This window comes from Kitasatospora sp. NPDC048540 (assembly GCF_040651175.1).
Taxonomy (GTDB): Bacteria; Actinomycetota; Actinomycetes; order Streptomycetales; family Streptomycetaceae; genus Kitasatospora.
In genome coordinates this window covers 15,773-38,269 of sequence record NZ_JBEZIR010000033.1, presented here as the reverse complement: position 1 = coordinate 38,269, position 22,497 = coordinate 15,773, and the positions used below count along the sequence as shown (strand labels likewise).

Sequence of the window (22,497 nt, the reverse complement as noted above, 5' to 3'; positions counted from 1 at the left end):
ACCGACCCGAAACCGTTCCCCCGACCCGGACCCGTCCCTCCTCGGAAGGCGCCACCACGATGTTGTCCTCATCGGCTCTGCTGGCCGTGAACCCCCTGGACGCGGGCTCACTGCTCGGCGCGTTCGGCGCGCTGGGCATCGCCGTGGTCCTCTTCGCCGAGACCGGCCTGCTGGTCGGCTTCTTCCTGCCCGGCGACTCCCTGCTGTTCACCGCCGGCCTGCTCTGCACCACCGGTGCCCACAGCGGGCCCCACCTGGACCTCGCCCAGGTCCTGGCCGCCGCCGCGGTCGGCGCCCTCGCCGGCGCCCAGACCGGCTACCTGATCGGACGGCGCGGCGGCCCCGCCCTGCTCGCCCGCTCCCGCAACAGACACCTGCACGAAGGCGCCGTCCGGGCCGAGGAACTCCTCACCCGCTACGGCCACGGCAAGGCCGTGGTGCTGGCCCGGTTCGTCCCCGTCGTGCGCACGGTCCTCAACCCGCTCGCCGGGGCGCTCGGCGTCAGCGTGCGCACCTTCGCCCTGTGGCAGGTGATCGGCGGACTCGGCTGGACCTTCGGCCTCGTCCTCGCCGGTTACGCCCTCGGATCCTCGGTGCCCAACGTCGACCACTACCTCCTGCCGATCGTCGCCGTCGTCGTCGCCCTCTCGCTGCTGCCGCTCCTGCTGGAGCTGGTGCGCTCCCGCCGTCAGGCCAGGGCCCGATGACGGCCACGGCCCCCGCCCCTGCCCTCGCGACGTCCCTCGCAGTCGACGGGCGCGGCCTCGACGGCGGCCTCTACCTGCGCGTCGACCACTGGGCGGAGCGGCTGCCCACTCCCGTGCAGCACGCGGTCACCGCGTTCTCCGCCTACGGGCTGGTGCTGCTGGCCGCCCTGATGCTGTGGGCGTGGTGGCGCGCCCGCGGCGCCGACAGCGCCACCATGGCGCGGGCGCTGGCCGTACCGCTGGTGGTCACCGCGGTGTTCGCCGCCGACACCCTGCTCAAGTCCGTGCTGGCCGAGCCCCGCCCGTGCCAGGTCCTCGACGCCGGCCGCACGCTGGAGGTCTGCCCTGCGGCCGGGGACTGGTCGCTGCCGAGCAACCACACCGTCATCGTGTTCGCGGGCGCCGCGGCCCTCTGGCACGTCGAGCGCCGCATCGGCCTGCTGGCGCTGCTCCTCGCGGTGCCGATGGGGCTCTCGCGGGTGCTGGTCGGCGTCCACTACCCGCACGACGTCTTGCTGGCCGCGGTCCTCGGCACCGCCGCCGGGTTCGCCCTGACGGCTGCGGCCGGGCGGGCCGGCCCGGTGGTGGAGCGGGCCCGCGCGGGAGGGCTGCGCCGGCTGCTGACCGCGTGAGACCGGAGCGGCCACGGCGGTGGCCGGACCCCTACGGCCGAGGCCCCACCGATCACCGGTGGGGCCTCGTGGCGTACCCCGGCGGTGGGGTCAGGTGGTGGCGGCCACGGCAGTGGGCGGTGCCGTGGCCTCCCGGGCGGTGAGGGACCGGCCGTAGCGGCGCAGCAGCAGGACGGCGGTGGTGGCCAGGCCGGCGAGCAGGCCGGTGGTGATGGCCAGGCTCGGCCGGTCGGCGGGGGAGTGCGGGTCGAAGTAGGGGCGCAGGACGAGGTCGGGCAGGGCCAGGTACAGGGTGCCGACGGCGGCCCCGCAGGCGGGCGCGGTGTTGCGGATGCGGCGGGCGGCTCCGTACGCGCCGAGGGCGAGGTGGCGGCTGACGTTGATGGACGCCGCGTGGGAGAGGCCGACGGCGACCTGGAAGACGATGGAGACGAGCTGGTTGACGGCGGTGTGCGCGGCGAGATCGCCGACCTCCTGCGCTAACTCGCCGGCCAGGGCCTCATCATCGCCCTCTCCAGCCACGACCTCGACCTCGTCGCCCGCCACCCGGCCACCCCCACCGGCGCCGCGAAGCAGCTCCCGGCACCCGCCTAGCGCCGCACAAGGGGACGGTGTCCCACGGGATCCACCGATGCAAAGGTTCCTTTGCAAAGAACTGGTGGCACCCCCTACGCTGCCGCTCATGACGGAACCTCAACCCGCCGTACGCAGCCTCGACGCGCGCTCCCTGCGCGGCCTCGCGCACCCCCTGCGGATGCGCCTGCTCGCCGCTCTGCGGGAACACGGCCCGGCGACGGCGACGAAGCTGGCGGCCCGGCTCGGCGAGTCGTCCGCGTCGGTCAGCTACCACCTGCGGCAGCTCGGCGCGCACGGCTTCATCGCGGAGGATCCGGATCGCGGCACCACCCGCGAACGGTGGTGGCGGGCCGAGCACCGCGGCCACCGGTTCGACCGGCTGGAGGAGTTCCTGGAGAGCCCGGACCCCGAAGTGCGCGGCGCCATGGGGGTGTTCCTGGGCGAGGTGGCCGCCGTCCACGCGCGGGAACTGGACGACTGGCTCGCCGGCACCGGTGAGTGGCCCGAGGAGTGGCGTCGCAGCTGGGACATGAGCGACTTCACCATCCGTCTGACGCCCGGCCTCGCGCGTGAGCTGGTCGCCAGGGCGCACGAACTCGTGCAGAGCTACCGCGACCTGGCCGCCGACGACGAGGCGCAGGCCGTCCCGGTCCGCATCCACCTGCACGCCTTCCCGCGGCCGAAGAGCTGACACCCCGACACACCCCCGGAGACCCCCTGATGACCGTCGCCGCCCCCGGCCGGGCCGACGCGGCCCGGGCCACCCCGGACCGGCGGCCACTGGGCACCCTGCTGGCCGCGAACCTGATCTCGATCACCGGCAACGCCTTCGCCGGCATCGGTGTCCCGTGGTTCGTCCTGCAGACCACCGGAAGCGCCTCCAGGGCGGGTCTGGTGGCCTTCTGCGGCATGCTCCCGCTGGCGGTGTCGGCACTCACCGGCGGTCCGGTGATCGACCGGATCGGCCGGCTGCGCGCATCGGTGCTGTCGGACCTGGCGTGCGGGGCGGCCATCGCGCTGATCCCGCTCCTCCACCGGGCCGGCGTCCTGCGGTTCTGGGAGCTGTGCCTGATCATGGCGGTCAACGGGCTGTTCCAGGCCCCCGGGGAGACCGCACGTCAGGTCCTCACCCCCGATCTCGCCGACCACGCGGGCGTTCCGCTCGCCCGCGCGATGAGCCTGTACACCGGCGCCTCCCGAGCGGCCCGGCTGCTCGGAGCGTCGGGTGCCGGTGTCCTGATCGCCTGCTTCGGAGCGGGGTCCGTGCTGCTGCTGGACGCCGCGACCTTCGGGGTCTCCGCGCTGCTGACCGCCGTCGGCCTCCGGCGGGTGCCCGCCGCCGTCCGCCGACGCGACACGCTCCCGCCGGGCCGTGCGACCTACCGCGACGAACTGTGCGAAGGCCTGGTCTTCCTGCTCCGTCAGCGGCTGCTGCTCGCCGTCACCGTGCTGCTGATGATCACCAACGGCCTCGACCAGGCCTGGAGCGCGGTCCTGCTGCCCGTGCACGCCGAGCGCGACCTCGGCGGACCGGTCGACCTCGGGCTGCTCGCGGGCCTCTTCGCCGCCGGTGCGCTCGCGGGCGCGCTGCTGCACGCGGTGCTGGCCGACCGGCTCCCCCGCCGGCCGCTGTACACCTGCTGTCTGCTCGTCGGCGGAGGCCCCCGCATGCTGGTCGCGGCCTTCGCGCCCGGCCTGCTGCCCCTCGGCGCGGCCCTGGCAGTGGCGGGCCTGGCCGCCGGGATCTGCAACCCGATCGTCTCGACCGTGCTGTACGAGCGCGTGCCCGACGCCCTGCGCAGCCGGGTGACCGGCGTCCTGGCCGCAGGCGTCCTGATGGCGACGCCGCTCGGCAGCATCGCGTGCGGCTACCTCGTGGACCGCGCCGGGCTGACCACGGCCCTGGTACTCCTCGGCGGGGCCTACCTCCTGACCGCGCTCTGCCCGCTGATCCTCCCGGCCTGGCGCCGGATGGACGGACCCCGCGTCCCCGGGGCACGGACGTAGGTGCCGCGCGGGGCCCCTCCGGACGGCCGCCGACCTCGCGGCCGGGACGGCCCGGGCCGGGCCCTCAGGACGAGGCCGTGTCGGCGGCGGCGCGCTGCGCCGCCGCGCACACCCGCCGCAGCATGTACTGCAGCTGGGTGCGCTCGCCCCGGGTCAGCGACCCCAGCACCAGATCCTGCACGGCCCGGGCGTCGTCCAGTGCCGCGCCCAGGGCGGCCTTCCCGGCATCGGTGACGGTGACCACCTCCTGCCGGCCGCCGATGTGCACCACCAGGACCTGCACCAGGCCGCGGGCCACCAGGTCCTCGACCGCCGATGCGATGCCGGGCGGGTCCACGGCCAACTGCCGGGCGAGGTCGGCGCGGGCGTGCGGACCGTGCTCGGCGAGGACCTCCAGGACCGACCGGTGCAGCGGCGCAAGCCCGCGGGCCCGCAGCCGTCCCGCCAGCAGGGTCTCCACCGCGCGACCGGTCTCGGCCAGCAGGCGAACGGTCCACTCGGAGGGACTCGTCGGTCCGCCCCGCCTGTCGTACACGGCCTGTCCCATCGCTACGGAGGGGAGTCCTCCGGCCCGGACCGCGTGGGGAAACCTGCCTCCACAGCCGGGCGGCCGTGCGTTGGATCAGGAGGGCGTCATCGCCCCCGGAGTCACGCGGCGCTCCACGCGCACGGCACGGCCCGCGAAGTAAACCGAGGCCAACCATACGTGCGCCGAGGCCATCGGTCTACAACGATGTCGTCATCCGCGCCGGTCAGGCCCCCCGCAACCCCGCCGCGGCCAGCTCCACGTACTCGTGCAGCCCGTACGCCAGCAGCAGACCCATGAGCGCCGACACCACGACCGCCGCCCCCAGGCCGGCCACCGCGGCTCTCCCGCGCCGGCCGCCGGGCCCCGAGGGCGCCGCCGCCAGCAGCGCCTGGACCCGCCGCGGCACCGGCCCGCTGCCCACCGACGCCAACGCCCCGAGACCCCTGGGCGGTTGGCCGGCCGGGGCGGCCGCCAGCGCAGCCCGCGCGATCGCGGTGGCGGCACGCTTCCTGCTGTCCACCGCCGCGGCCGCCGTCTCGTCCGCCCACCGCTCCAGGTGGAAGTCGAGGTCGGGGCGGAGCGGGCGCAGCGCGGGGTGGACCGCGGCCGCCAGGTAGGCGATCACCGACAGCAGGTGGTGCCGCCCGGCCAGGTGCGTCCGCTCGTGGGCGAACAGCACCTCCCGCTCCGCCGGGCCGAGCGCACCGAGCATCCCGGTCGTGACCACGACCCGCCCTCCGCGCCCACGGAACCCGGGCAGCGCGAACGCCTCCGGAGCCGAACCCCGGACCACCAGCACATCGCCGTCCGGGGCCGCGCCCCGGACCGAGGCCCAGGCCCGGTCGAGCAGGCGCCGGTGCTCGCACCAGCGCCGGACCAGCACCACCGCCTGAACGGCGAGCACCACGCCCGCCACGGCGGACACCGGCAGCACCAGCGGCCAGGCGGCCGCCACCGTGTGCAGCGGGATCCGCTCCAGCCGCGCGAGGAACGGCACATGGAACAGGCCGACCAGCGCCGCGACCGTACCTCCGGCGAGCAGCGCCCCGGCGCCCGCGAGCACCACCGACGCCTGGCGGGGCGCCAGCAGCGCCGCCAGCCGGCGCACGGCCGGCGCCGCGCACCAGGGGAGTGCCAGTGCCAGCCCGACCGGCACCAGGGCGAGGATCACCGGTCGTCCCCGGCGTCCAGCAGCAGGCGGCGCAGCAGGTCCTCGTCGTCCTCGGAGAGCGAGGAGACGAAGCGCTTCAGCACCAGGTCGCGCTGCGGCTCCCGCTCCAGCTCCCGGCGCATCCGGCCCGCGGCCAGCCCGGCGGCGTCGTCCGCGGGCGAGTATGCGAACCCGCGCCCGGAGCGGATCCGCACCACTGTCCCCTTCTCGCACAGCCGGGTCAGGATGGTCGTCACCGTCGTCCTCGCCAGGCCCCGGCCGATTGCGCTGTTCACCTCCACCGGCGTCAACGGCCCGGAAGCCGACCACAGGACCGCCAGGACCTCGGCGACGAGCTCGCCGTGCGGGCGCCTCTCCCCGGCCTCGTCCACCGTCACACTCCCGTTCTCCACCCGCACCCGGCACCTCGGCCCGGTCTGCACCTCAAGGTCGCCTCATCATCCCACTGCCCGGGAGGGGCAGGTCGGGCGCTGCGGGGTTACGGCGGGATGCGGGGCCGCCCGACGGGCCCGCAGGCGCGATGCTGGAGCATTGTGTTAGCAGTTGCAAGTAACACGCAATAGTGTGGGGCCGGCACCACCGTCACCGTTGAAAGGAACTGTGTCCCGATGGGCGCGTACTCACTTCCCGATCTGCCGTACGACTACTCCGCGCTCGAGGCGGCGATGACCGCCGAGATCCTGGAGCTGCACCACTCCAAGCACCACGCGGCCTACGTCAAGGGCGCCAACGACACCCTTGAGCAGCTGGCCGAGGCCCGCGACAAGGAGCAGTTCGGCGGCCTGGTGGGCCTGCAGAAGACGCTGGCGTTCCACCTGTCGGGCCACGTGCTGCACTCGCTGTTCTGGGAGAACCTCTCCCCGGACGGCGGTGACCGTCCCGACGGTGAGCTGGGCACCGCGATCGAGGAGCACTTCGGCGGCTTCGAGGCGTTCAGGAAGCAGCTCACCACCGCCACCGTCGGCGTCCAGGGCTCGGGTTGGGGCATCCTGTCCTGGGAGCCGCTCGGCAAGCGCCTGATCGTCGAGCAGGTCTACGACCACCACGGCAACGTCGGCCAGGGCACCACCCCGCTGCTGGCCTTCGACGCCTGGGAGCACGCCTACTACCTGCAGTACCGGAACGTCCGCCCGGACTACGTCACCAAGCTCTGGGACGTCGTCAACTGGAACGACGTCGCCGCCCGGTTCGCCGCCGCCAAGAACGCCTGACGGACCGTCCGCCGGGGCGCCCGCTCGCACCGGGCGCCCCGGCCGGGGCGTCGCCTCGTACGGCGGAGCCGGCCGTCAGGACCGGAAGGCGGCCTCGGTCTGGGCGGTGTCCTCGGTGCCGCGGTAGTAGACGATCTTCCCGTCGCGGAAGGTGAAACGGTGGTGCAGGTCCATCGCCAGGACCCGGCCGCTGGCCCGGTGTTCGGCCCGCATCCGCACCACGCTCAGGACGTCGCTGTCGTTCGCGGCCAAGGACACCGGGATGAACTCCTGCACCGCCATGGTCGAACCGAACTGCTCGAAGAATTCGGCCACTTCGGCCTTCCCGTGCCGCACGCCGTACCAGGGGGCCGCGGTCGACGTGGTCTCCGAGGCCCAGTCGACGTCGTCGTCCAGTCTGGCCAGGATCCCCGGCAGGTCGCCGCTGCCGAAGGCCTCGTAGACCGATCTGATCGTCTCGATCATGCTCTGCTCGTTCACCGGACACCTCACCTCGGTCGGGGCCGCCGTCTCGTTCCATGCTAGGAGCGAGGACGTCCCCGCCGCCTTCCGGCGCCGGCCGTGCCGCACGGCGTCCCGCAGGGTGCTCGTCACGGGCCCTGCCCGGTGGTTCTGATCTGCGGCGACGACCGTAGAGTGGCCTGCGCAGCTGGTTCGCCCTGTCCGCCAGGCAGGCGCGTCGCAAGAGGGAACCCGGTGGGAATCCGGGACTGCCCCGCAGCGGTGAGCGGGAACGACCGCCGTCATACGCACTGGGCCCGTAGCGGGCCCGGGAAGCGACGGCCAGTAGGTGTCCGCCCTTCACAGGGCTGGGCGCGCCCGCGAGTCCGAAGACCTGCCGCTGCCCGTGGACCGCAGTGGTCCGCGGTCTCACCGGACCCCGAGGGCGGGTCGGCGGCAGGGAGGGACGGCGATCCCGTACCTCCTGCTCCTTCGCGCACCCGGGGCTCACGAACTCGCGAAGGAGAGTTCCGTGAAGCAGCCCTACCACCGGCGTGCCACCAGGGCCGCGACCGCCGTCGCGCCGACGGGCGGCGGGGTGATGGCGCCGTGACGATGCCCCCTGCCGTCTCCCGGACGCCGGCCGACTCGGCGGTCACCCTCGCGCACATCATGAGCGAGCACGACACCAACCTCTACGGGACGGTGCACGGCGGTGTGGTGATGAAGCTGATCGACGACGCCGCGGCCGCTGCCGCCGGCCGGCACGCCGGCGTGCCCGCGGTCACCGTCTCGGTGGAGGAGATGTCCTTCCTCGCGCCGGTCCGGGCCGGTGACCTCCTGACGGTCCGTGCCCGGGTCGACCACGCCGGCCGGACCTCCATGGACGTCTCGGTGGTGGTGACGGCCGAACGCTGGAACCTCACCGGGCCGGTGACCAGGGTGGCGACGGCTCAGCTGGTCTTCGTCGCCGTCGACGCGGACGGGCAGCCGCACCGGGTACCGGTCCTGCTGCCGGAGGGCGCCGCCGAACAGCGCCGCGAACGCCTGGCCCGCGAGCGCCGCACCCGGCGGATGAGGAACGCCGCCGACTGACCCCCGCCACCTGCCCGGGCCGCCAGATCCGCGCGGCGGCCCGGGCCCGGTCGCTGTATCCTGGCCCGCGCCCGGCCGGATGATCATGGAGGAAGCATGGCGAAGTTCAGAGTGACGGTCAGTCTCCCCCCGGACGCCGTGGAGGATCCGGTCTCCGCCATCGCCACCGCCATGCGTCCGTTCGACCAGAACATCGACCCGGCTACCAGGGAGGACGGGTACAACCCGCAGGGTGAATGGGACGGGTGGCAGATATCCAGCTACGACAACCTGGTCGTCCGGCCCGAGTACGCGGGGGATGCCCGGCTCGTCCACCGGCCGACCGGGCCAAGCGCGAGCACCTCGCCCAGCCCCTGGTCCAGGCGCTCGCCCAGTACGCGATCGGGGGCGGCGACCGGCACTACCCGAACAGCTACCTGACCCAGGACCCCGTTGCCCTCTTCGCCTGCGGCGAGCGCGATTTCGTCGAGCGTGCGGCGGCCACGGCCGTGCCCACCTACGCACTGCTGACCCTCGACGGACAGTGGGCCGACCCCTGGAACGTGCGCTCCCTCGGCACTCCCCGCCCCGAGGAGTCCGAGCCGGACGCGTACTGGCGGCTCGCCGACGCCTACCTGCGCGAGCTTCCCGAGGACGCGCTGACCGCCCAACTCCTCTGCCACTGCTGACCGGACGCCCCGGCGCGGAGCCGTCGCTACGGCTTCGGGACCGCCGGTGCGTCGCGGGCGGCCTCCGCGGCGGGGGTGCCGGTCCCGGTGGCTGGGCCGTGGGGCGGCGGGACGGCGCCGAGTTCGTCGAGCATCTCCCGGGTGAAGCCGAAGTAGTAGGTGGCCAGCAGGCCGGTGGTGTATCCGGTCGCCAGGCCCGCGGCGTAGACGGCCGCGCTCACCAGGAACCCGCGTGAGCCGGTCAGCAGGGGGAAGAGCGCCCAGCCGGAGGGCCCGATGGCGGTCGCGCCGACGGTGGCACCGAGCTGCCCCAGCAGCCCGACGACGGCCCCGCCGCAGGCTCCGCCGAGACAGGCCGTGACGAACGGGCGCCCGAGCGGGAGCGACACCCCGTAGATCAGCGGCTCGCCGACGCCGAGCAGGCCCGCCGGGAGCGCGGACCTGATGGTCGCCCTGACCGAGGTGTTGCCCCGCAGCCGCAGGAGGACGGCCACTGCGCAGCCGACCTGCCCGGCCCCGGCCATGGCGAGGATCGGCAGCAGCTCGGTGGAGCCGTGCTGCTGGATCAGCGTGGTGTGGATCGGGATCAGCGCCTGGTGCAGGCCGAACATCACCAGGGGGAGGAACAGACCCCCGAGCAGCAGCCCCGCCAGCGCACCACCGTGGGCCAGCAGCCAGGTGGCGAGATCGCCGATCGCCGAGGAGACCTCGCCCGCCACGAACATCAGGCCGAACAGCGTCACTAGGCCGGTGACCAGCACGGTGACCGTCGGGGTGAGCAGGACGTCGAGGCCGTCGGGCATCACCCGCCGGGTCCACCGTTCGACCTGCACCGCCAGCAGGGCGGCGGCGAGCGCCCCGATCACCCCGCCCCGGCCCGGTACGAGCTGGTGGCCGAGCACCTCCACCTTGGAGACCCCCGCGTACACGATCACACTGGCCACGGCACCGCCCAGCACGGGTGTGCCGCCGAACTCCTTCGCGGTGTTGTAGCCGACGAAGACCGTGAGCAGGGACATGAACCCCGCGGAGATCGCGGTGAGGGCAGGCACCAGCGCGGGGGCCCACCCGAGGTTGACGAGCGCGCCGTTGACGGCGGCCACGATGCCGCAACCGATCAGCGCGGGGATCAGCGGGACGAAGACGTTCGCGATCCGGCCGAGCACCAGCCTGACCGGCGTCGCCCGCCCGGCACCGGCCCGCGCCCTGATCGCCGCGCCCCGCCGGGCCAGCTCCCCGGCACCGACAGGGGGCTCGGCACCGGGGTTCCCGTGGTCCTGCCGCCCGCCGGACAGGGCCCCGTCGGGCGGGGCTCCGTCGAGCAGGGCCCGGAGCTCGGGTGTCACACAGGAGACGACGCCCGGGCCGAGCACGATCTGATACGTGTCGTCCTCGACGACGCCCAGAACCGCCGGAAGGGCACGGAGCCGCTCCTCGTCCACCAGGGACCGGTCGCGCAGGCCGAGCCGCAGCCGGGTCATGCAGTGTGCGACGGAGTGGATGTTGGCGGCGCCCCCGACGAGCGGGAGGACGGCCTCGGCGGTGGCACGGTGCTTGTCGTCGGACATGATCACCAGGATGGCGCTCCCGGCCTCGCCTCCCGTGCTGCGCCGGGCCGGCTCCGCGGTCGTGTCGCGGGACCCGTGACCCCGGGGGCGAGGTGGGGACCCGGCGCGCGGTGCCGGGGTTCATCCGATCGGCGCAGCCGCCTCGCCGGTGGAGTCGGCGCGTACCCCGTGGACGCGTACCTCCTGGAGGAGGCCCCAGGTGAAGTCCGCGGTGCAAGGGCGCGGCCGCCCGCCCGCGTCGGGTGCGGTGAGGTCGAGCTGCCACCGGGTCGGCGCACTGCCCTCGCGCGGTACGGCCGGCGGGAAGGCCGCCGCGACGTCCGAGACGACGCAGCTCCACGGGGTCAGGTCCGCGAGCGTGCGCAGCGCCGGCGCCGGGACCCCCGGAGCGCGGACCAGCCATTCGTTCCATGGCGGGGACCCCGCACCGGCCGGTCCGAGCAGGATCTCGAAGCGCAGGCCGGGCCAGAGCGGGAGTTCCCAGTGCTGCGCCGTGCAGTCGAGGTCGCCGATGCGGCGGGGGAGGACCGCCTCGGGTGGGCCGAGCACCGCTGCGTAGCGGCGGGCGCCGTACGGGAAGCGGCTCGACCGGATCATCGCCTGCCAGCGCTTGTTCGCCTCACGGAGGTCGCCGCGGCTCGCTCCGAGCCGGTGCACCGCCCGTTCCACCAGCTCCGGGTGGAAGTCGGCCATCCGGCGCAGCAGCACCAGCTGGAACTCGGTGGCCGCGAAGCCGTTGATCGCCATGTCCGCAGATCAGGCCCGTACGGCCGACGAGTCCGTCTCTTCGGGGCGCTGGCAGGCGGGGCACAGTTCGTGGCGGCCGTCGGGGGTGATCACGGTTCCCCAGCCGCGGCAGTCGGCGCAGTGGCGGGCCTGGTCGATGTCGGCGTGAGGGGCGGGAGCGAGGGGGTGGGCTCCGTGGGTCATGGGTGATGTTCCTCGGTAGAGCGGTATCACTTGGGTCGATGTCGCGGTGTGCGCGGCGACGTGTGGCCGGGCACCGGATCTCCTGCGGCGGGTGAGCCAGTGGAGACCTGCCGGTGATCGAAGGCCGGCAAGGGAGTCGGTCCGGGCCGGCACCGTCGGTACGGTGCCGCCGGCCGGAGGGGCGGGACATCAGCGGCCCGATCCCCAGTGTGCACGAAATCCGCAGCAGACCCCCATCACCCACCGTGAGCCGAGCCCTCAGCGGCAGCCGTGTACCTACCCTGAGCTGGGCAGATGGAGAAATTTCCGAAAATTCGGAATCCGTCGCGACGGCACCCGCAGACCGGCATCCGCGGACCGGCACCCGCGGGCCGGGACGTCGCGTACGGTGGCTCGGCCGGGCGCGTCGTCCTGGTGCCCGGGGGAAGGGGTGGCACGGTGTCGGTCCGAGGCACTGACAGGTATGCGGGAGAGGCCGACCTGCCCGCACTGGTCGTGAAGGCGGTGGACCTCGCGCGGCGGATCGGGTTCACCAAGTCCTGCCGGCCGGAGCAGGGGCGCTTGCTGTCCGCCCTGGCCTCGGGCGCGCGGGAGCGCATCGGGGAGACGGGTACCGGGTGCGGTGTCGGCCTGGCCTGGTTGATCGCCGGGCGGCGGCGGGGGGTGCGGGTGGTGAGCGTGGAGCGGGACCGCCGGCTGGTGGAGCTGACGTCCGAGCTGTTCGCCGGCGTACCCGGGGTGGAGATCGTCCACGGTGACTGGACGGCCGTCCACAGCCACGGCCCCTTCGACCTGCTGGTGGTCGACGGCGGGGGCAACGGCAAGCAGGGCGCCGCCGCGGATCCCGAGCGCCTGCTGACGCCCGGCGGCTCGATCGTGATCGACGACTTCACACCGCTGACCGCGTGGCCCCCGGTGCACGAGGGCAGGCCGGACGGTGCCCGGCTGGCCTGGCTGGAGCATCCCGCGCTCCTCGCCACCGAGGTCCGGCTCGCCGCCGACCTGTCCACCGTGATCGGCACCAGGCGGCCCTGAGAACGCGAACGGACCGCCCGGGCGCGGGGCCCGGGCGGTCCGGTGGGAAGGGGCTCCCGGTCTAGCCGGCCGTGGTGTGCTGGCGGACGGGCCGGTCGGTGGTGGTCCGGGCGTCGCCGGGGAGGGCCTGGAGGATGGCGTCCACGCTCTGCTTGGCGTCCCCGAAGAGCATGGTGCTGTTCTCGCGGAAGAACAGCGGGTTCTGCACGCCCGCGTAGCCGGACGCCATCGAGCGCTTGAAGACGATCACCTGTTCCGCCTCCCACACCCGCAGCACCGGCATCCCGGCGATCGGGCTGGTCGGGTCGTCGGTGGCGGCCGGGTTGACGGTGTCGTTGGCGCCGATGACCAGGACGACGTCGGTCTTGCCGAAGTCGTCGTTGATCTCGTCCATCTCCAGGACGATGTCGTACGGCACCTTCGCCTCGGCCAGCAGCACGTTCATGTGTCCCGGCAGGCGCCCGGCCACCGGGTGGACGCCGAAGCGGACCTCCACCCCGCGCTCGCGCAGCCGCCGGGTCAGCTCCGCCACCGGGTGCTGCGCCTGGGCCACCGCCATGCCGTAGCCGGGGGTGATCACCACGGACCGGGCCTGCGCCAGCAGCCCCGCGGCCTCCTCGGCGCGGACCTCGCGGTGCTCGCCCTGCTCCTCGTCGCCGCCCGACGGCGCCTCGATGCCGAACCCGCCGGCGATCACCGAGATGAAGGAGCGGTTCATCGCCCGGCACATGATGTACGACAGGTACGCGCCGGAGGAGCCGACCAGCGCCCCGGTGACGATCAGCAGGTTGTTGTCGAGCAGGAACCCGGCGGCGGCCGCGGCCCACCCCGAGTAGCTGTTCAGCATCGACACGACGACGGGCATGTCGCCGCCGCCGATCGAGGCGACCAGGTGCCAGCCGAGCAGCAGCGCCAGCACGGTCACCGCGACCATCAGCCCCAGGCCGGGGCCGGCGGTGAACCAGGCGGTGAGCCCCGCGAACGCGGCCAGTGCGCCCAGGTTGAGGATGTTCTTGCCGGGCAGCGTCAGCGGGCGGGAGGCGATCCGGGCGGACAGCTTGAGGAAGGCCACGATCGAGCCGGTGAAGGTGACCCCGCCGATGAAGATGCCGATGAAGACCTCGGCGTGGTGGATGCCCAGCAGGTCGGCGGAGACCAGCGTCTGGGCCGAGCCGTGCGCCTCGACCTCCAGGTAGCCGTTCCAGCCGACCAGGACGGCGGCGAGGCCGACGAAGCTGTGCAGGACGGCGATGAGTTCGGGCATCTGCGTCATCTCGACCCGCCGCGCCCGCCACAGGCCCGCCGCGCCGCCGAGCACCATCGCGAGGACGATCAGGGCGACCGCGCCCGCGGTGATGCTCTGCGCCGCCAGCACGATGGTGGCGACCAGCGCGAGGGCCATGCCGGCGATGCCGTAGACGACTCCGGCCCGCGAGGTCCGGTGCTGGGAGAGCCCGGCGAGGCTGAGGATGAACAGCAGGGCGGCGACCAGGTCCGCGGCGTGGGAGGCCGTGGTGGTAGTCATCGGGGCTCAGCGCCTTTCGGGGGCAGTCGAGAACATGCTCAGCATGCGGCGGGTGACGGCGAAGCCTCCGAAGATGTTCACGCTCGTCAGCAGCACGGCGACGCACGACAGCGCGGTCACGATCCAGCTCTCGTGCCCGATCTGCACCAGCGCTCCGATCACCACGATCCCGGAGATCGCGTTGGTCACCGACATCAGCGGGGTGTGCAGCGCGTGGTGCACCTTGCCGATGACGTAGTAGCCGATCACCACCGCCAACGCGAACACCGTGAAGTTCTCGGCGAGTTGGGTCGGCGCGAAGGCGATCACCAGGAAGACGGCGAGCATCCCCAGGCCGATCAGGCCGATCAGGCCGAACCGGACCGCGGGGGTGAGCCGGGACTCCTTCGCCGCCACCGGCGCGGCGGCGGCCGCGGGCGCGGCGGCCGGGGCCGCCGACACGGCGACCGGCGGCGGCGGCCAGGTGACCTCGCCGGCCCGGACCACCGTCACGGCCCGCTGGACCACGTCCTCGAAGTCGATGACCAGCCGGCCGTCCTTGCCGGGGGTCAGCAGCTTCAGCAGGTTCACCAGGTTGGTGCCGAACAGCTGCGAGGCCTGGGTGGCCAGCCGGCCGGCCAGGTCGGTGTAGCCGATGATGGTGACGCCGTTGTCGGTGACCACCGCCCGGCCGGGCACGGTGCCCTCGACGTTGCCGCCCTGGGCGGCGGCCATGTCGACGATGACGCTGCCCGGCTTCATCGCCGCCACGTCCGCGGCCGTGACCAGCCGCGGGGCGGGGCGGCCGGGGATCAGCGCCGTGGTGACGATGATGTCCACGTCCGCGGCCTGCTCGTGGTAGAGCGCGGCGGCGGCACGGTCGTAGTCCGCGGAGGTCGCCTTGGCGTAGCCGTCGGTGCTCGCCTCCTGGACGACGTTCACGGCCAGGTACTCGCCGCCCAGCGACCGGACCTGGTCCGCGACCTCGGGCCGCGGATCGGTGGCGCGGACGATCGCGCCCAGACTGGACGCCGCGCCGATGGCCGCGAGCCCGGCCACACCGGCCCCCGCCACCAGGACCTTCGCCGGCGGCACCTTGCCCGCGGCGGTGACCTGGCCGGTGAAGAAGCGTCCGAACACGTGGGCCGCCTCGATCACCGCCCGGTACCCGGCGATGTTGGCCATCGAGCTGAGCACGTCCATCGACTGGGCCCGGGAGATCCGCGGGACGGCGTCCAGCGCGAGCGCCGTGACGCCCCGCGCGGACAGCTGCTCCACCAGTTCGGGGCGCTGCGCGGGCGTGAGCAGCCCGACGACGGTGGCGTCCGCGCGCAGCCGGTCGATCTCGCCGCCCGACGGCGCGTTGACCTTGAGGACCACGTCGGCCGTCCAGGCGTCGCCGATGGTCGCGCCGGCCTCGGTGTAGGCCCCGTCGGTGAATCCGGAGGCCGCGCCGGCCTCCGACTCGACGACGACCTGGTAGCCGAGGTCGAGCAACTGCCGCACCGTCGCGGGTGTCGCGGCGACGCGGGTCTCCCCGGACGACGACTCGGCGACCACGCCGATGCGCTGGGGTGGGTGATGGGTCGGGACCTGTGCAGACATGTCTGGTGTCTCTCTCGTCGGAGGCGCTGCTGACCGGGCATCTGCGGCAGCGGTGGGTGCTCCACCCGCTGGTCGCAGGAACGTACACCGCCCCGGCGTCCGGGGCCGAGACCGCGAGGCAGTGATTAGCCTCACTGAGTGAGTGCGCGAGGCCCGGTGGGGCGACGATGGGGGTGCCGGGTCGAGCGGTCCCGGTCGCCGCACTGGAGGGCTCCCGGACCGGGCGGGGCAGGGGCGGTCGTCCCCCGGGCCAGGGTGCGGGTCGGTCACCTCGGAGGTGCGCCGGACGGGATGACGGCCCGTCCGGCGGCGCGGGACCGGCCCGGGATACGGGGCCAGGTGCGTATACGTCACATCCGGCGCAGCTGCCGGGCGAGCCAGGCGGTTCGGGTACGGCGGGCCGTGGCCGAGATCTGCGCCCCGGGGTGGAGGGCGTCGAAACCGTGGAAGCCGCCCGCCCACACATGGAGTTCGGCGTGCCCGCCGGCGGCCCAGATCCGGGTGGCGTAGGCGGTGTCCTCGTCGCGGAACACCTCGGCGGAGCCGGTGTCGACATAGGCGGCGGGCAGGCCGCCGAGGTCGTCGGCGCGGGCGGGGGAGACGTACGGGGACACCTCCTCGGCGGGGGTGTCGCCGAGGACCGCCCGCCACGCGAACTCGTTCATCTCGCTGGTCCAGACGCCGGGCACGCCGGAGAACTGACGGCTGGAGGTGCTGGTGTTGCGGTGGTCGAGCATCGGACAGATCAGGACCTGTGCGGCGATGGCGGGGGTGCCGAGGTCGCGGGCGAGCAGGGCGACGCCGGCGGCGAGGCCGCCACCCGCGCTGGCGCCCGCGACGATGATCCGGGCGGGGTCGATGCCGAGTTCGCCGGCGTGCCCGACGAGCCAGCGCAGCCCCTGGTAGCAGTCCTCGACGAGCGAGGTGCCGCCGCTCTCCGGCGCGAGCCGGTAGTCGACCGTGGCCACCACCGCGCCGAACTCGTCGAGCCACTCCAGCGGGATGTCGAGCTGCGAGAAGCGGTCGCCCATCACCATCCCGCCGCCGTGCAGCCAGTAGACGCACGGAGCGGCGGCGGGGCGGCCGTCGCCGGCGGGGGCGAGGACGGTCAGTGGGAGCGGTGCGCCGTCCGCGCCGGGTACGGTGAACTCCCGCCGCTGGACCTGCCGGTGGGCGAGCAGTGACTCGACGGGGGCGGCGGGGTCCTGGCGCAGCCGGGCCAGCAGGTCCGGGTCCAGTTCGGTCATCAGGGGCATGCCGTCGAGGAGTTCACGCAGCTCGGGGTCGAGGGCGGGGCGGGTGCTGCCGGGGTTCACGGTCGCGGGGCCTTTCGGTTCGAGGGGGGTGCGAGGGGGAGGCGAGGGGTGCGGTGCCCGGGGAGGTCAGGCCGCGGCCTTGCCGCGCACCGGGACCTGGTCGGTGAACTCGGGCTCCCCGGACAGCAGTTCGCCGACCAGAGCGACGATCGCCTGCGCCGCCCGGCTGGCGAACACCCGGTGGTGGTCCTCCTCGCTGGTCCACCCCTCGACGACGTGGACCCGGTCGGGGTCGGTGGCCGACCGCGAGACGAGGTAGACCAGGCAGTGCTCGTCGGCGCCGGGGCTGCCCTCGTCCAGCCCGGTCAGCAGCAGGTCGACCAGGCGGCCGCCCCGGCCCGGTGCGGCGGTCATGGTGGCGTGGAAGCCGTACGTGACGCTCATCGGATCGGTCCTTCCGGTGGTGGAGTGGGGTGACTCCAGTCAACCGGCCTGACCTGCACAGACGTTAGAACGATGCTCGCCGGTCCTTGCACGATCCTCGCGCCCTCGGGAATCGGGCGCGGGGCGGTGCTGCAATGGGGGCATGTCCCTCGACGAACTCCGCACCCTGGTGGCGCGTCACGCCCGGCCCGACGCGACCACCGCCATCGACGGCGTACTGCTCTCCAGGGTCGACCGGTCGGATCCCCCGGCCCCCGCCATGTCCGGCACCGTCCTCGCGGTGATCGCCCAGGGCGCCAAACGGCTGGCGCTCGGCGACCGGGTCTACGAGTACGGCGCCGGGCAGTACCTGGTCGCCTCCGTCGACCTGCCCGTCACCGGGCAGTTCACCCGGATCGGCCCAGGGCACCCGGCGCTGGGGTTCGGCCTGCTCCTCGAGCCGTCCGCCGTCGCCGAACTCCTGCTGCAGGCCGGGCCCGGTGACCTCCCCCGCGACAGCGGCGCCCCGTCCGGCATCGCCGTCGCCGACGCACCGGCCGACCTGCTCGACGCGGTGGTCCGGCTGGTGCGCCTGCTCGACCGGCCGCGCGACCGGGCGGTGCTCGCGCCGCTGGCCAAACGCGAGATCCTGTGGCGGCTGATCACGGGGGAGCAGGGGGCGACCGTACGCCAGCTGGGTCTGGCCGACAGCGGACTCAGCCACGTCTCCCGGGCCGTGCGGTGGATCCGCGAGCACTACGCCGAGCCCTTCCGGGTCGAGGACGTGGCGCGGCTGTCCGGACTGAGCGTCTCGGCCTTCTACCGCAGCTTCCAGTCGGTGACGGCGATGAGCCCGATCCAGTTCCAGAAGCAGATCCGGCTCCAGGAGGCGCGGCTGCTGCTCGCCACCCATCCGGGCGATGTGACCGGGGTCGGCCGCCGGGTCGGCTACGACAGCGCCTCGCAGTTCAGCCGTGAGTACCGCCGCCAGTTCGGCGAGCCCCCGAGCCGGGACGCGGCCCGGCTGCGGGACGCCGGGCCGGCCCCGGCGGCTGTGCTCCCCTGAGTGCGGCCGGGAGCCGGGGACGGGAGGATCGGGCAAGGGAGCGGGAGGATCGTTCTGTCATCGCCACAGGTCAGAGCGGTTCACTGGAATCACTGGTTCTCCCGTGAAGCACGACCGTGCATCACGGACCCCCTCATCCCGAAGGATTCCCGATGGACACCGTCCTGATCACCGGTGCCTCGTCCGGCTACGGCCGGCAGACCGCCCTGTACTTCCACGACCGGGGGTGGAAGGTCATCGCCACGATGCGGACCCCGCGCCCGGACCTGTTCCCGGAGTCCGAGCGGCTGCGGGTGCTCGGACTCGACGTGACCCGGCCGGAGAGCATCGCCGCCGCCGTCGAGGCCGCCGGGCCGGTGGACGTCCTGGTCAACAACGCCGGCATCCCCGCGATCGGGGTGTTCGAGGGGACCCCGATGTCCCGGGTGCGGGAGGTCTTCGAGACCAACACCTTCGGCGTGATGGCCACCACCCAGGCGGTCCTGCCCGGGTTCCGTGAGCGCGGCAGCGGCGTGGTGGTCAACGTGACCTCCAGCGTCGTGCTCGGCCACATGCCGCTCTCCGCGCTCTACAAGGCGAGCAAGATGGCCGTCGAAGGGTTCACCGCCTCGCTCGCCCTCGAACTCGCACCCTTCGGCGTCCGGGCGCGGACCGTCCAGCCGGGCGCCTGCCTGACCACCAACTTCGCGCAGCGGGCGACCGGCGGCACCCCGCCGGACGCACTGGTCCCGGCGCCGTACGCGGCCTGGGCCGGAGGGCGATGGCCGACTTCACGGCGCAGGAGCTGTTCACCACCGAGACGGATGTCGCCGAGGCGGTGTGGTGCGCCGCGCACGACACCACCGGGCAACTGCGCTTCCCGGCCGGGCCCGACGCGCTGTGGCTCGCCCAGGCCAGGTGATACGACGAACGGCCCGGACCAGCGCGGTCCGGGCCGTTCCTGGTGGCAGAACCGTCAGAGCCGCTCGGGGACGGGGTTGCCGACGGCCTCGATGGCGCGGCGCACGGGCACCTTGACCAGCACCGCGAAGCCGATCACGAAGAAGATCAGCAGGGAGATGATCGCCGAGCGGTAGCTGCCGGTGATCTGGTAGGCGAGGCCGAAGACCAGCGGGCCCATCCAGCTGGTGCCGCGGTCGCTGACCTTGTAGACGCTGAAGTACTCCGCCTCCCGCCCGGCCGGGATGAGGTGGGAGAACAGCGAACGGGAGAGCGCCTGGCTGCCACCGAGCACGAGGCCGATCATGCAGGCCAGGGCGAAGAACCAGGCGGGCTGGTGGGCGGGCATGAAGTACCCGAGCGCCAGCGTGATCACCCAGCCGACCAGCGAGCCCAGCACGGTCCGCTTGGCGCCGTACCGCTGGGCGATCCGCCCGAGCAGCAGCGCGCCGCCGATCGCCACGATCTGGACCATCAGCACGGCGGCGACCAGCGAGGTCTGCCCCATGCCGAGCTCCTCGCTGCCGTAGAGCGAGGCCTGCGAGACGACGGTCTGGATGCCGTCGTTGTAGCAGAGGAAGGCGCCCAGGTAGAGCAGGGTGAGCGGGTACTCGCGCATCCCGCGCAGGGTGCGGGCGAGTTCGCGCAGGCTGCCGGCGGCGGGCCGGTCGGGGGCCGCCGCCGCGCGGCCGGTGACTGCACCGGCCCGGGAGGGCAGGCGCAGCAGCGGGACGATGGTGAACAGCGCCCACCACAGGCCGGCCGAGGCCAGGCAGATGCGCACGGCGGTGCCGGTGGACAGGCCGAGCGCGTCGTGGCCCTCGAACAGCGCGAGGTTGGCGATCAGCAGCAGACCGCCGCCCGCGTAGCCGTAGGCCCAGCCCTTGGAGGAGACGGCGTCGCGCTCGTCGGGGGAGGCCAGGCCCGGGAGGTAGGCATAGGAGAGGGCGACCGAGACCGCGTACGCGATGTTGGCGACCACCAGCAGCCCGCCACCGAGGAGGTAGTGGTCACCGCCGAGGAAGAACATCGCCATCGTGGCGAGCGAGCCGACGTAGGCGAAGCCGCACATCAGCTCCTTGTGGCGCCCGGTGCGGTCCGCGAGCGTCCCGGTCAGCAGCATCACCGCGACCGAGATCAGGACGGAGAAGGAGACCGTGTACGGGAAGAACGAGCCGGCGCGGATCGTCAGACCGAAGGGGTGCACGTCGCCGGACGCGTCGGCGGCGTTCTTGGCCACCGTGGTCAGGTACGGCCCGAGGAACACCGTCAGGACGGTGGCCGAGAAGGCCGCGTTGGCCCAGTCGTTGATGTACCAGCCGAACTGCATCCGGCGCAGGGCACGGCCGTCGTCGGCGGCCGCCGGGCTGTCCGGCAGCTGGTCCGGGAGGGGGTCCGGCAAGGGGGCCGTGGTGTTCATGGGGCTCCTGTCTCCGTGCTGGAGCCGGTGCTGCTGTCGGTCCAGCAGCCGCGCTCGTCCAGGACGTCCCGCAGGACGTCGATGCGATCGGCCATGATGCCATCCACACCCAGGTCGAGCAGAGCCCGGATCCTGGTGGGATCGTCGACGGTCCAGACGTGGACCTGCAGGCCGAGGCGGTGGGCGGCGCGGACGAAGGCCCGGTCGACCACCCGTACACCGTTGTGCCGTTCCGGGACCTGGGCGCACAGGCCCGCGAAGGGCCGCCCCCGGCCCCGGAGCAGCGGCCCGGCCAGCGAGCGCAGCCGCAGCCGGGCCACCTCGCGCGGGCCGAGCGAGGTGGCCAGCCGGGGGCCGGCCGCGGCGCGGACGGCGGCCAGCCGGCTGTCGGAGAAGCCGCCGACGCAGACCCGGTCCCAGGCGTCGGTCCGGCGGACGGCCTCGACCAGCGGCGCGACGGCCGGGGCCGCCTTGACGTCGATGTTGAAGCGCGCGGTGGGGAACGCCCCGAACAGGTCCTCCAGCAGCGGCACCGGCTCGGTCCCGCCGATCCGGGCCTGCCTGACGGTGTCCCACGGCAGCTCGGCCACAGCGCCGCTGCGGTCGGTGACCCGGTCGAGGCGGGAGTCGTGGAAGGCCACCAGCACCCCGTCGCTGGTGGCGTGCACATCCGTCTCCAGGTACCGGTACCCCAGGGCCACGGCGGCCTCGAACGCGGCGAGCGAGTTCTCGGGGTGGCCGAGGTCACCGCCCCGGTGCGCGAAGGCGAGCGGCCCCGGGTGGTCGAGGAAGGGGTGCATGTGGTGCTCCGGAGCTGCTGGGGAGAGGTACTCCTCGGGCCGCGGGGCCCGAGCCGCGCTGCCCGCTCGAACAACGCCCGGGCCGTGCGCGTTACAGTATTGCGCAGGCTGTCAAGCAGTAACGTCCGGAGCGCGTGCCTCAGTGGAGGTGGGGGACCGGCGGGGCGTCGGCGTCGTACCGCAGCGCCCAGGCGCGGCTGCCCGTGAGCACCTTCCCCGGCGCCCACGGCTCGCTCAGCATGCGGGTCACCGTGGCGTGGGTGCTGCTGATGATCTGCGGCGTCGGCCGGTCGAACGGGGAGTCGGGGATCGCGACGGACACCTCGGCACGCAGGACCTTGCGCCCCCACGGCTCCAGGGCGTTGGCGAGAAGCCCGTCGAACTCCATGGTCGCGTACTCCTCGTCGGTGCCGTCGCGGCCCAGCTCGGAGATGTAGCGGTACGTCGGCCCGTCGATCGCGACCCACACACCGAAGGTCACCGTCCGCCCGTCGGTCAGGGTGACCGGGAGCAGGGCGCGGGTGAATGCGCCGATGTTCTCGGTGGAGACCATGAAGTCGGACAGGAACCTGATGCAGGTCTCCTGGGCGTAGGCCGACATCTTGGCGACCGGATCGGGCAGCGAGAGGTTGAACCGGGGATCGCCGGCGGACAGCGTGCCGTCGCAGCACGTGCACGCGGGTGCGGGCGGAGCGGCCGCGCCACCCGTCCCGGAACCCTTGTCTCTGCCTCGCCACCAAGCCATGGTCGGAGAGTCAACCACATGATGACGGAGCCACAGCTCTCCACGTCGGCCTCGACCCGTCGCGCTGCCCTCGTGGTCGGGCCCGGCCGGCCACCCGCACGGCGCGGGCCCCATCTCGCCCGCCGGACGGCGCGACCGCAACTCGACCTCGCCGCACGCCACTCCGAAG

At 73.7% G+C, this 22,497-nt stretch carries 24 protein-coding genes, 1 pseudogene and 1 riboswitch; of the genes and pseudogenes, 10 read left to right on the top strand and 15 right to left on the bottom strand.

The window, feature by feature from the left end; translation table 11 throughout:
• The first annotated feature begins 59 nt into the window (after positions 1–59).
• Positions 60–707 carry a DedA family protein gene (locus tag AB0D08_RS15865; RefSeq protein ID WP_359889173.1) on the top strand — a complete coding sequence of 216 codons (648 nt, stop codon included), beginning with the start codon at positions 60–62 and terminating at the stop codon, positions 705–707.
• Complete coding sequence (locus AB0D08_RS15860) at positions 704–1,339, top strand: phosphatase PAP2 family protein (RefSeq protein ID WP_359889171.1); 636 nt, start codon at positions 704–706, stop codon at positions 1,337–1,339. The genes AB0D08_RS15865 and AB0D08_RS15860 overlap by 4 nt, the downstream gene beginning before the upstream one ends.
• A gap of 90 nt (positions 1,340–1,429) precedes the next feature.
• On the opposite strand, the gene AB0D08_RS15855 is transcribed toward AB0D08_RS15860, so the two are convergent.
• Positions 1,430–1,885 carry a hypothetical protein gene (locus tag AB0D08_RS15855; protein WP_033821117.1) on the bottom strand — a complete coding sequence of 152 codons (456 nt, stop codon included), beginning with the start codon at positions 1,883–1,885 and terminating at the stop codon, positions 1,430–1,432.
• 136 nt (positions 1,886–2,021) lie between these two features.
• Here AB0D08_RS15855 and AB0D08_RS15850 point away from each other — a divergent pair, with 136 nt between their 5' ends.
• Both AB0D08_RS15850 and AB0D08_RS15845 read left to right on the top strand, forming a co-directional pair.
• Complete coding sequence (locus AB0D08_RS15850) at positions 2,022–2,606, top strand: helix-turn-helix domain-containing protein (RefSeq protein ID WP_033821118.1); 585 nt, start codon at positions 2,022–2,024, stop codon at positions 2,604–2,606.
• Between the two features lie 29 nt (positions 2,607–2,635).
• On the top strand, positions 2,636–3,922 hold the full coding sequence (locus tag AB0D08_RS15845) for an MFS transporter (protein ID WP_063794386.1): 1,287 nt from the start codon (positions 2,636–2,638) through the stop codon (positions 3,920–3,922).
• Positions 3,923–3,986: 64 nt separating this feature from the next.
• Here AB0D08_RS15845 and AB0D08_RS15840 read toward each other — a convergent pair whose 3' ends face one another.
• From AB0D08_RS15840 to AB0D08_RS15830, 3 genes are all read right to left on the bottom strand, one after another.
• Complete coding sequence (locus AB0D08_RS15840) at positions 3,987–4,469, bottom strand: MarR family winged helix-turn-helix transcriptional regulator (RefSeq protein WP_033821119.1); 483 nt, start codon at positions 4,467–4,469, stop codon at positions 3,987–3,989.
• A 205-nt stretch (positions 4,470–4,674) separates the two neighbouring features.
• Positions 4,675–5,622, bottom strand: coding sequence for a M56 family metallopeptidase (locus tag AB0D08_RS15835; RefSeq protein WP_051812701.1), 948 nt, complete (start codon positions 5,620–5,622; stop codon positions 4,675–4,677).
• Positions 5,619–6,014, bottom strand: coding sequence for a BlaI/MecI/CopY family transcriptional regulator (locus AB0D08_RS15830; protein WP_233289071.1), 396 nt, complete (start codon positions 6,012–6,014; stop codon positions 5,619–5,621). Before AB0D08_RS15830 ends, AB0D08_RS15835 begins: the two co-directional genes overlap by 4 nt.
• A 216-nt stretch (positions 6,015–6,230) precedes the next feature.
• On the opposite strand from AB0D08_RS15830, the gene AB0D08_RS15825 reads away from it, so the two are divergent.
• Positions 6,231–6,833 carry a superoxide dismutase gene (locus AB0D08_RS15825; RefSeq protein WP_033821121.1) on the top strand — a complete coding sequence of 201 codons (603 nt, stop codon included), beginning with the start codon at positions 6,231–6,233 and terminating at the stop codon, positions 6,831–6,833.
• A gap of 75 nt (positions 6,834–6,908) precedes the next feature.
• On the opposite strand, the gene AB0D08_RS15820 is transcribed toward AB0D08_RS15825, so the two are convergent.
• The gene (locus AB0D08_RS15820) at positions 6,909–7,313 is read right to left on the bottom strand and encodes a nuclear transport factor 2 family protein (protein ID WP_051812703.1); all 405 of its coding nucleotides are present in this window, start codon (positions 7,311–7,313) and stop codon (positions 6,909–6,911) included.
• A gap of 203 nt (positions 7,314–7,516) precedes the next feature.
• A riboswitch (cobalamin riboswitch) is annotated at positions 7,517–7,670 on the top strand.
• A 219-nt stretch (positions 7,671–7,889) separates the two neighbouring features.
• On the opposite strand from AB0D08_RS15820, the gene AB0D08_RS15815 reads away from it, so the two are divergent.
• Both AB0D08_RS15815 and AB0D08_RS15810 read left to right on the top strand, forming a co-directional pair.
• Positions 7,890–8,369, top strand: coding sequence for an acyl-CoA thioesterase (locus AB0D08_RS15815; RefSeq protein WP_051812705.1), 480 nt, complete (start codon positions 7,890–7,892; stop codon positions 8,367–8,369).
• Between the two features lie 245 nt (positions 8,370–8,614).
• Entirely contained in the window at positions 8,615–9,037 is a 423-nt protein-coding gene (locus tag AB0D08_RS15810; RefSeq protein WP_359889165.1) for a hypothetical protein, read from the top strand.
• 26 nt (positions 9,038–9,063) lie between these two features.
• Here the strand turns inward: AB0D08_RS15810 and AB0D08_RS15805 are convergent, their stop codons facing one another.
• The 3 genes from AB0D08_RS15805 to AB0D08_RS15795 all read right to left on the bottom strand — a co-directional run bounded on the left by AB0D08_RS15805 (position 9,064) and on the right by AB0D08_RS15795 (position 11,535).
• On the bottom strand, positions 9,064–10,605 hold the full coding sequence (locus AB0D08_RS15805; RefSeq protein WP_082526612.1) for a PTS transporter subunit EIIC: 1,542 nt from the start codon (positions 10,603–10,605) through the stop codon (positions 9,064–9,066).
• A 120-nt stretch (positions 10,606–10,725) separates the two neighbouring features.
• Positions 10,726–11,352, bottom strand: coding sequence for a hypothetical protein (locus tag AB0D08_RS15800; RefSeq protein WP_359889162.1), 627 nt, complete (start codon positions 11,350–11,352; stop codon positions 10,726–10,728).
• A gap of 9 nt (positions 11,353–11,361) precedes the next feature.
• Positions 11,362–11,535: a hypothetical protein gene (locus AB0D08_RS15795; RefSeq protein ID WP_199520348.1), complete on the bottom strand. Its 174-nt coding sequence runs from the start codon at positions 11,533–11,535 to the stop codon at positions 11,362–11,364.
• A 438-nt stretch (positions 11,536–11,973) separates the two neighbouring features.
• Between AB0D08_RS15795 and AB0D08_RS15790 the strand changes: the two genes are divergently transcribed.
• Positions 11,974–12,570 carry a class I SAM-dependent methyltransferase gene (locus tag AB0D08_RS15790; RefSeq protein ID WP_359889160.1) on the top strand — a complete coding sequence of 199 codons (597 nt, stop codon included), beginning with the start codon at positions 11,974–11,976 and terminating at the stop codon, positions 12,568–12,570.
• 61 nt (positions 12,571–12,631) lie between these two features.
• On the opposite strand, the gene pntB is transcribed toward AB0D08_RS15790, so the two are convergent.
• From pntB to AB0D08_RS15770, 4 genes are all read right to left on the bottom strand, one after another.
• Positions 12,632–14,095, bottom strand: a complete 1,464-nt coding sequence (gene pntB / locus AB0D08_RS15785) for a Re/Si-specific NAD(P)(+) transhydrogenase subunit beta (protein WP_033821124.1) — start codon at positions 14,093–14,095, stop codon at positions 12,632–12,634.
• A 6-nt stretch (positions 14,096–14,101) separates the two neighbouring features.
• The gene (locus AB0D08_RS15780; protein ID WP_359889158.1) at positions 14,102–15,679 is read right to left on the bottom strand and encodes a Re/Si-specific NAD(P)(+) transhydrogenase subunit alpha; all 1,578 of its coding nucleotides are present in this window, start codon (positions 15,677–15,679) and stop codon (positions 14,102–14,104) included.
• A gap of 350 nt (positions 15,680–16,029) precedes the next feature.
• On the bottom strand, positions 16,030–16,935 hold the full coding sequence (locus AB0D08_RS15775) for an alpha/beta hydrolase (protein WP_359889247.1): 906 nt from the start codon (positions 16,933–16,935) through the stop codon (positions 16,030–16,032).
• Positions 16,936–17,061: 126 nt separating this feature from the next.
• Positions 17,062–17,379 (bottom strand): antibiotic biosynthesis monooxygenase, encoded by a 318-nt coding sequence (locus AB0D08_RS15770; protein WP_359889155.1) that lies wholly within the window; start codon positions 17,377–17,379, stop codon positions 17,062–17,064.
• Between the two features lie 142 nt (positions 17,380–17,521).
• Here AB0D08_RS15770 and AB0D08_RS15765 point away from each other — a divergent pair, with 142 nt between their 5' ends.
• Both AB0D08_RS15765 and AB0D08_RS15760 read left to right on the top strand, forming a co-directional pair.
• Positions 17,522–18,424 carry an AraC family transcriptional regulator gene (locus AB0D08_RS15765; RefSeq protein WP_359889153.1) on the top strand — a complete coding sequence of 301 codons (903 nt, stop codon included), beginning with the start codon at positions 17,522–17,524 and terminating at the stop codon, positions 18,422–18,424.
• A 152-nt stretch (positions 18,425–18,576) separates the two neighbouring features.
• Positions 18,577–19,056, top strand: a pseudogene (locus tag AB0D08_RS15760) (SDR family NAD(P)-dependent oxidoreductase); the annotation flags it as partial.
• 323 nt (positions 19,057–19,379) lie between these two features.
• On the opposite strand, the gene AB0D08_RS15755 reads toward AB0D08_RS15760, so the two are convergent.
• The 3 genes from AB0D08_RS15755 to AB0D08_RS15745 form a co-directional block, all read right to left on the bottom strand.
• Positions 19,380–20,783, bottom strand: a complete 1,404-nt coding sequence (locus AB0D08_RS15755) for an MFS transporter (RefSeq protein ID WP_082526610.1) — start codon at positions 20,781–20,783, stop codon at positions 19,380–19,382.
• Positions 20,780–21,583 carry a glycerophosphodiester phosphodiesterase gene (locus AB0D08_RS15750; protein ID WP_033821130.1) on the bottom strand — a complete coding sequence of 268 codons (804 nt, stop codon included), beginning with the start codon at positions 21,581–21,583 and terminating at the stop codon, positions 20,780–20,782. The genes AB0D08_RS15755 and AB0D08_RS15750 overlap by 4 nt, the downstream gene beginning before the upstream one ends.
• Positions 21,584–21,722: 139 nt before the next feature.
• Positions 21,723–22,328, bottom strand: coding sequence for a DUF2199 domain-containing protein (locus AB0D08_RS15745; RefSeq protein ID WP_359889150.1), 606 nt, complete (start codon positions 22,326–22,328; stop codon positions 21,723–21,725).
• Positions 22,329–22,497 lie beyond the last annotated feature (169 nt).